Below are 6,747 nucleotides of genomic sequence, written 5' to 3'. Positions count from 1 at the left end.
CGTCCCCGGCGGCCCCCCGCCCTGCGCCCTGCTCCAGGACCGGCTGGCTGGCTGGGTCTCCGACCTCACGACCCTGCACGAGCTGACCGAGCGTCTGGCCCGCACCGACGCCCTGGAGCCGGCCCTTCACGAACTGCTGCGCGCGGGGTCCGCGCTGGTCGGCGCCCGCCGCGGCCTGGTCGTCCTGGAGCCGGCCGACGGGCTCGGCCCCCGCACCACCCTCGGCCTCGGCCTCGGCCGCGCCGACCTCGGCCACATCGAGACCGTGCCGCGCGGCTCCCTGCCCTACGGCAGCCTCCTGGAGACCGGCGCCGACACCGAGATCGTGCACGCCGACCTGCTCGCCGAGGACGGCCTCGACCCCCGCCACCGCGAGGTGGCCGCCCGCCTCGGCTACGCGGCCAGCTACGCGCTCCCGCTGTCCACCGCGTCGGCGGGCCGCCTCGGCGCCGCCGTGTGGCTCTACGACGAACCCGCGGAGCCGGACGAGCGCCGCCGCCACCTGGCCGGCCTCTACGTACGGCACGCGGCCGAGCACCTGGCCCGGCTGGTGGAGGTGGAGCGCACGCGCGCGTGCATGGCCACCATCGCCGAGGAACTGCTCCCCTCCCGGCTGCCCCGGGTGGCCGGCGTCCAGCTCGCCGCCCGGCACCGCACCGGGACGCGCGGCGGCGGCGACTGGTACGACGCGCTGCCGCTGCCCGACGCCGCCCTCGGCCTGTCCGTCGGCTCGGTCACCGGCTCGGGCCCCAGCGCGGTGGCCGCCATGGGCCGGCTGCGCGCCTCGCTGCGTGCGTACGCCGTGATGGAGGGCGAGGACCCGGTCGCCGTCCTGTCCGACCTGGAGCTGCTGCTGCGGCTCACCGAGCCGGCTCGCTCGGCCACCGCCCTCTTCGCCTACTGCGAACCCGCCCTACGCAAGATCACCATGGCCGGCGCCGGGCACAGCCCGCCCCTGCTGATCGGCGAGCGGCGCACCGAGTTCGCCGAGACGTCCGTCTCCGCGCCGCTCGGCATGCTCGCCTGCTGGGAGGCGCCCAGCGTGGAGATCCAGGCCGAGGCCGGGGAGACCGTGCTGCTCTACACCGACGGGCTGCTGCACCGTACCGGCGACCCCACGGACCGCGCCTTCGCCCGGCTGCGCGCGGCGGCCGCGAGCGTCCCGCGCGCGCTGCGCCGCGACCCCGGGGCCATCGCCGACCACGTGCTGCACACCGTCCTGCCGGACGGCCCGGACGCCGGGGCGACTCCCGGCGGGGCGCACGCCGGAGCGGGGGACGGCGGCGGGGAGGACGTGGTCCTGCTCGCGGCCCGCTTCGACTGAGGAGTTCCGCCGCGAAATCCCGTGCCTTCGGGCCCTGCGGTCGGCATGGCCAGGCATAACAGGTCTTCCGGCCCCGGGCCGCTCCCGGTGCGACCGTACGATGATGGAGGTCCCCGCTCGGCCACAAGCATGAGCGTCGCGGGCCCGGGGGGAGATCACATGCGTACCGAGGAGGATCACGTGTCCGACGAGCTCAACCCGGCTGTACCCGATTCCGCCACCGCGGAGGGCCCGGAGACCGAGTCCGAGGAGACCGTCAAGCAGCGGAAGAACGGCCTGTACCCGGGCGTCTCCGACGAGCTTGCCGAGAACATGAAGGCGGGCTGGGCCGACACGGAGCTGCGTGACCTGAAGCCGATCGCGCAGGCCGCCGAGACCGCGCGCCGCCGCGCCGCGCTCTCCGCCCGCTTCCCGGGCGAGCGCCTGGTGATCCCCGCCGGCAACCTGAAGACCCGCTCGAACGACACGGAGTACTCCTTCCGCGCCTCCGTCGAGTACGCCTACCTCACCGGCAACCAGACCGAGGACGGCGTCCTGGTGCTGGAGCCCACCGCCGAGGGCCACCGGGAGACGATCTACCTGCTGCCGCGCTCCGACCGCGAGAACGGCGAGTTCTGGCTCTCCGGCCAGGGCGAGCTGTGGGTCGGCCGCCGGCACTCGCTCACCGAGTCGGAGGCGCTGTACGGCATCCCGGCCGCCGACGTGCGCGAGCTGACCGACAAGCTGCGCGAGGCCACCGGACCGGTGCGGGTCGTGCGCGGCTACGACGCCGGCGTCGAGGCGGCGCTGACCGACAAGGTCACCGCCGAGCGCGACGAGGAGCTGCGCGTCTTCCTCTCCGAGGCCCGCCTGCTGAAGGACGAGTTCGAGATCGGCGAGCTGCAGAAGGCCGTCGACTCCACCGTCCGCGGCTTCGAGGACGTCGTGAAGGTCCTGGACAAGGCCGAGGCGACGAGCGAGCGCTACATCGAGGGCACCTTCTTCCTCCGCGCGCGCGTGGAGGGCAACGACGTCGGCTACGGCTCCATCTGCGCGGCCGGCCCGCACGCCTGCACCCTGCACTGGGTGCGCAACGACGGCCCGGTCCGCTCCGGCGACCTGCTCCTGCTGGACGCGGGCGTGGAGACGCACACGCTGTACACCGCGGACGTCACCCGCACGCTGCCGGTCAACGGCACGTACAGCGAGCTCCAGAAGAAGATCTACGACGCCGTGTACGACGCCCAGGAGGCCGGCATCGCGGCCGTGAAGCCCGGCGCCAAGTACCGCGACTTCCACGACGCCGCCCAGCGGGTGCTCGCCGAGCGGCTCGTCGAGTGGGGCCTGGTCGAGGGCCCGGTCGAGCGCGTCCTGGAGCTGGGGCTCCAGCGCCGCTGGACCCTGCACGGCACCGGCCACATGCTCGGCATGGACGTCCACGACTGCGCGGCCGCCCGCGTGGAGACGTACGTGGACGGCACGCTGGAGGCCGGCATGGTGCTCACCGTCGAGCCCGGCCTGTACTTCCAGGCCGACGACCTGACGGTGCCCGAGGAGTACCGGGGCATCGGCGTCCGCATCGAGGACGACATCCTCGTCACCGAGGACGGCAACCGGAACCTCTCGGCGGGCCTGCCGCGGCGCTCCGACGAGGTCGAGGCGTGGATGGCGTCTCTGAAGGGCTGATCGGTCTGATCGGTCTGATCGGTCTGATAAGACACTGAATGGCCGGGCACCCAGGAGGTGCCCGGCCATCGGCGTGTCCGCGCACGCCGGCTTTCACGTGCCTAGGGGGAGGGTTCTCGTGGACGACTTCTGGTCCGGTGTCGGGGTCGACCTGCATCTCGAACCCGACGCGGCGGACGGCCGCCGCGTCGGTCTGGAGCGGGCGCTCAGGGACGCCGTGCGGGACGGGCGGCTCACGCCCGGCACCCGGCTGCCCGCCACCCGGCGGCTCGCGACGGAGCTGGGCATCTCGCGCGGCACCGCCAAGGCCGCGTACGACCAGCTCGTCGCCGAGGGCTACCTGACGGCCCGGCAGGGCTCGGGCACCCAGGTCGCCGAGCTGCCGGCCGTGGAGGCGCAGGAGCCGGGGACGGCGGCACACGCGCGTGCCCCGCGTCTGGACCTGCGTCCCGGCAGCCCGGACGTCGGCGCGTTCCCGGCCGCGGCCTGGCTGCGCGCGCTGCGCCGCGCCATAGCGACGGCGCCCTCCCTGGCGTACGACTACGGCGACCCGCGCGGCCGGATCGAACTGCGCACCGCGCTCTCCGGTTATCTGGGACGGGCGCGCGGGGTGCTCGCCCCGCCGGAGCGGATCGTGATCACCTCCGGGTACGTCCAGGGGCTCGCGCTCCTCACCCGGGTGCTGGACGGCGCCACGGTCGCCATGGAGGACCCGGGGCTGCCGTTCCACCGGGAGGTGGTGCGGCGCAACGGCGGGACCGTACGGCCGGTGCGGGTGGACGAGCGCGGGGTGCGGCCTGCGGAGCTGGGCGACGCGGCCGCCGTGGTGGTCACCCCGGCCCACCAGTACCCGACCGGGGTGACGCTGCACCCCGAGCGGCGCCGCGCGCTCACCGACTGGGCACGCGCGCGGGGTGGGCTCATCGTCGAGGACGACTACGACGGCGAGTTCCGCTACGACCGCCAGCCGGTGGGCGCGTTGCAGGGCATGGCCCCGCATCAGGTCGTCTACCTGGGCACCGCGTCCAAGACGCTCGGCCCGGCGCTGCGGCTCGGCTGGATGGTGCTGCCTCCGCGGCTGGCCGACGCGGTCGCCGACGCCAAGCTGCACAGCGACCACCACACCGAGACCATCGGCCAGCTCGCGCTCGCCGAGCTGATCGGCAGCCATGCCTACGACCGGCACGTGCGCGCGTGCCGGCTGCGCTACCGGCGCCGCCGGGACCAACTGCTCGACCGGCTGGGGTCCCGGCGGCAGGTACGGGGCATCGCGGCCGGACTGCACGCGCTGGTCGACGTCCCGGACGAGGAGGCGGCCCTGGCCCGGGCCGAGGCCGTCGGGCTCGCCGTCGGCCGTCTGGGCACCCACTGGCACACCCCCGGCGAGGACCGGCCGCAGGGCCTGGTCGTCGGCTACGGCACCCCCCGGGAGCGGCTGTACCCGGAGGCGCTGGAGGCGCTGGCCGGGGTCCTCGACGCCTGACCGCGTGAGAGCGAGCGGGCCCCCGAGGGGCTCAGGGCGCGGGCGGACCGTCGTGCAGCACGCGCTGGAAGAGCCGACAGTCCCGCCACTCGTCGTTGATGTGCAGGTACTTGGGGGCGAGCCCGATCGGTTCGAACCCGCATTTCCCGAGCACCCGCTGGGAGGCGGTGTTCTCGGTCAGCGTGGACGCCTCGATCCGGTGCAGCCCCAAGGTGTCCCGGGCGATCCGGCAGACCTGCGCCACCGCCGCGCTGGCCAGCCCCCTGTTCTGCTGGTCGGCCGCGACCCAGTACCCGAGGTACGAGCTGCAGAACGGGCCCCGGGAGATCCCGGACAGGGTGGTCGCCCCGACGATCCGGCCGTCCGGCGCCTCGAACACCCACGGCATCACGGCGCCGTCGGCACGCTGCCGCAGCAGCCCGTCGATGCGCTCCGCCTGGCCCTCGGCGGTGAAGAAGGACTCCGGTCTGACCGGTTCCCACGGTTCAAGATGCGCACGATTCTCCGTATAGGCGGAGACGAGTGCGAAGGCGTCGGCCGCGGCGAGCGGACGCAGCACCACGCCACCCGCCAATTCCCTGTTCTCCATGGCTTCGACAAGCATGCGCGCACCTTAACGGCGGGGTTTCCGAACGGCGTCCCTCATGCCGTGAGCAGGGAAGGATCTTTCTTCCACTTGAGGATCTTGTCGAAGCTCACCACCGTCCCGCCGCGGCCCGGCCGGGCGCCGATGTGCACGTGGTCGGCGAGTTCCCGGATCAGGCACAGTCCCCGGCCGTGCTCGGCGTCCGGGCGGGCCGGCCGGACGTCCTGGGCACGGATCGTTCCGGGTCCTGAGTCGGTCACCTCGATCCGGCACTTCTCACCGTCGAGGTAGGCGGTCACCCGGTAGGCCTCCGAGCAGCCGCGCGCGGCGTCCCCGCCGTGCTCCACCGCGTTGGCGCAGGCCTCGCTGAGGGCGACGGACAGGTCGTAGGAGACGTCCGGGTCGACGCCCGCCGTCTCCATCGTGCCGATCAGCAGCCGCCTGGCGAGCGGCACGCTCGCGGCCTCGCGGCGCAGTTGGAGTGACCACCAGATGCTCATGCTCCAGCCTCCAGGCCGCGGCTCGACATACCGTTACCTATTGCCGCCCGTGTGCGACCGTAAGCACACCGTCGACGTGACTGTGCCCATAAGGTCGATGCGTCGCGGGAGGAATCGGTGTATGAGGGACGACTCCCGGCGGAGGATGATCTTCCGGTCACGGCGGCGATCCCGCCGTGGCGGGATCCGGTGACCTGCCGCCGGTCCTGGGCGCGGCCAGTGCGATGCCGGTCCTGTGCGCGGCCAGTGCGATGATGGGGCCGCCATGACTGCCCCCCACCCGCGCACGGCGCGTCCCGGAGCCGGGCTCCGGATCCTGCGGGCCGCGGTGTTCGCCGCGGTCTGTGTCGTGCTGGCCGCGGCCGGGCACACCATGGCCTCCTGCGCACGCGTTCCGCTGTGGACGCTCGGCGCGGGATTCGCGGGCTCCATGCTGCTCGTGGCACCGCTCGCCGGACGCGCCCGTTCGCTGCCGGGCATCGCCGTGCTCCTGGCGCTCGGGCAGACCGTGCTGCACACGCTGTTCGGACTGGGGCAGCACACGGCGGCCGGCACGATGACGATGGGCCCGGCGGACGCGTCGCTGAGCGACACGGCCCTGGTCGAGCGGGCCGCGCGGCTCGTGTGCGGGTCCGGCCCCTCGGTGCTGACCCCCGGGCACGCCTACCGGCTGCTGCTCGACGCCCACCTCATCGACCCCTCGGGCCGGGCCGTCGGCGCCATGCCGGCCATGCCGCACATGAACGGCGCGACCGGCGCGACCGGCACCGCCGGCTCCTGGACGTCGCTGCTGCCCTCCCTGCCGATGCTGCTCGGTCACGTCCTCGCGGCCGTCGTCGCCGGCTGGCTGCTGCGCCGGGGCGACCTGGCCCTGCTGCGGCTGATCGAGCTGTCGGCGCACGGAGTCGCCGAGGCCGCGCTCGTACGTTCCCTGCGCGGGGCGTTCGCGCTGGTCCGCGCCCTGTGCGCCGGGCTGCTGCCCCCGACCGGGCCCGGCCCGCGCGCCCCTCGGACCGCCCGGGACGAGGCACCCGCCCCGCACACCACCGCGCTCCAGCACACGGTGATCCGGCGCGGCCCGCCCGCCGCCGCGTTCCTTCTCGCCGCCTGACGCGACGCGACCACACTCCACCGGAGCCGGAGACGGCGAACCGGACGGGAGGGGCCGCCGTCGCGCGGCACGCGCGCG

The 6,747-nt window shown here is 74.4% G+C and carries 6 protein-coding genes; 4 read left to right on the top strand and 2 right to left on the bottom strand.

Translation table 11 applies throughout. From position 1 onward, the window contains the following. The 3 genes from V7E45_RS12105 to pdxR form a co-directional block, all read left to right on the top strand. Positions 1–1,324: PP2C family protein-serine/threonine phosphatase (locus V7E45_RS12105; RefSeq protein ID WP_443056017.1), on the top strand; the 1,324-nt coding region annotated here is incomplete at its 5' end. Between the two features lie 159 nt (positions 1,325–1,483). Further along, on the top strand, positions 1,484–2,989 hold the full coding sequence (locus V7E45_RS12100; RefSeq protein WP_333774120.1) for an aminopeptidase P family protein: 1,506 nt from the start codon (positions 1,484–1,486) through the stop codon (positions 2,987–2,989). 118 nt (positions 2,990–3,107) lie between these two features. Next, a complete protein-coding gene (gene pdxR / locus V7E45_RS12095) occupies positions 3,108–4,472 on the top strand; it encodes a MocR-like pyridoxine biosynthesis transcription factor PdxR (RefSeq protein ID WP_333774119.1) in 1,365 nt (454 codons plus the stop codon). A 31-nt stretch (positions 4,473–4,503) separates the two neighbouring features. Here the strand turns inward: pdxR and V7E45_RS12090 are convergent, their stop codons facing one another. Both V7E45_RS12090 and V7E45_RS12085 read right to left on the bottom strand, forming a co-directional pair. Beyond that, positions 4,504–5,076, bottom strand: a complete 573-nt coding sequence (locus V7E45_RS12090) for a GNAT family N-acetyltransferase (protein WP_443056016.1) — start codon at positions 5,074–5,076, stop codon at positions 4,504–4,506. 38 nt (positions 5,077–5,114) lie between these two features. Then, on the bottom strand, positions 5,115–5,558 hold the full coding sequence (locus tag V7E45_RS12085) for an ATP-binding protein (RefSeq protein ID WP_333774118.1): 444 nt from the start codon (positions 5,556–5,558) through the stop codon (positions 5,115–5,117). 265 nt (positions 5,559–5,823) lie between these two features. On the opposite strand from V7E45_RS12085, the gene V7E45_RS12080 reads away from it, so the two are divergent. Further along, positions 5,824–6,669, top strand: coding sequence for a hypothetical protein (locus tag V7E45_RS12080; protein WP_333774117.1), 846 nt, complete (start codon positions 5,824–5,826; stop codon positions 6,667–6,669). The last annotated feature ends 78 nt before the right edge of the window (positions 6,670–6,747 follow it).

It is taken from the genome of Streptomyces sp. IBSBF 3136, assembly GCF_036815105.1.
In the GTDB taxonomy this organism is placed as follows: domain Bacteria; phylum Actinomycetota; class Actinomycetes; order Streptomycetales; family Streptomycetaceae; genus Streptomyces.
This window is presented reverse-complemented; position numbering and strand designations above follow the sequence as displayed.

What these genes read in the sequence shown, in the direction of transcription:
- V7E45_RS12100 (WP_333774120.1), top strand. Translation starts at nt 1,484, where the DNA reads ATGCGTACCGAGGAGGATCACGTGTCCGACGAGCTCAACCCGGCTGTA.
- V7E45_RS12090 (WP_443056016.1), bottom strand. Translation starts at nt 5,076, where the DNA reads ATGCTTGTCGAAGCCATGGAGAACAGGGAATTGGCGGGTGGCGTGGTG.
- V7E45_RS12085 (WP_333774118.1), bottom strand. Translation starts at nt 5,558, where the DNA reads ATGAGCATCTGGTGGTCACTCCAACTGCGCCGCGAGGCCGCGAGCGTG.
- V7E45_RS12080 (WP_333774117.1), top strand. Translation starts at nt 5,824, where the DNA reads ATGACTGCCCCCCACCCGCGCACGGCGCGTCCCGGAGCCGGGCTCCGG.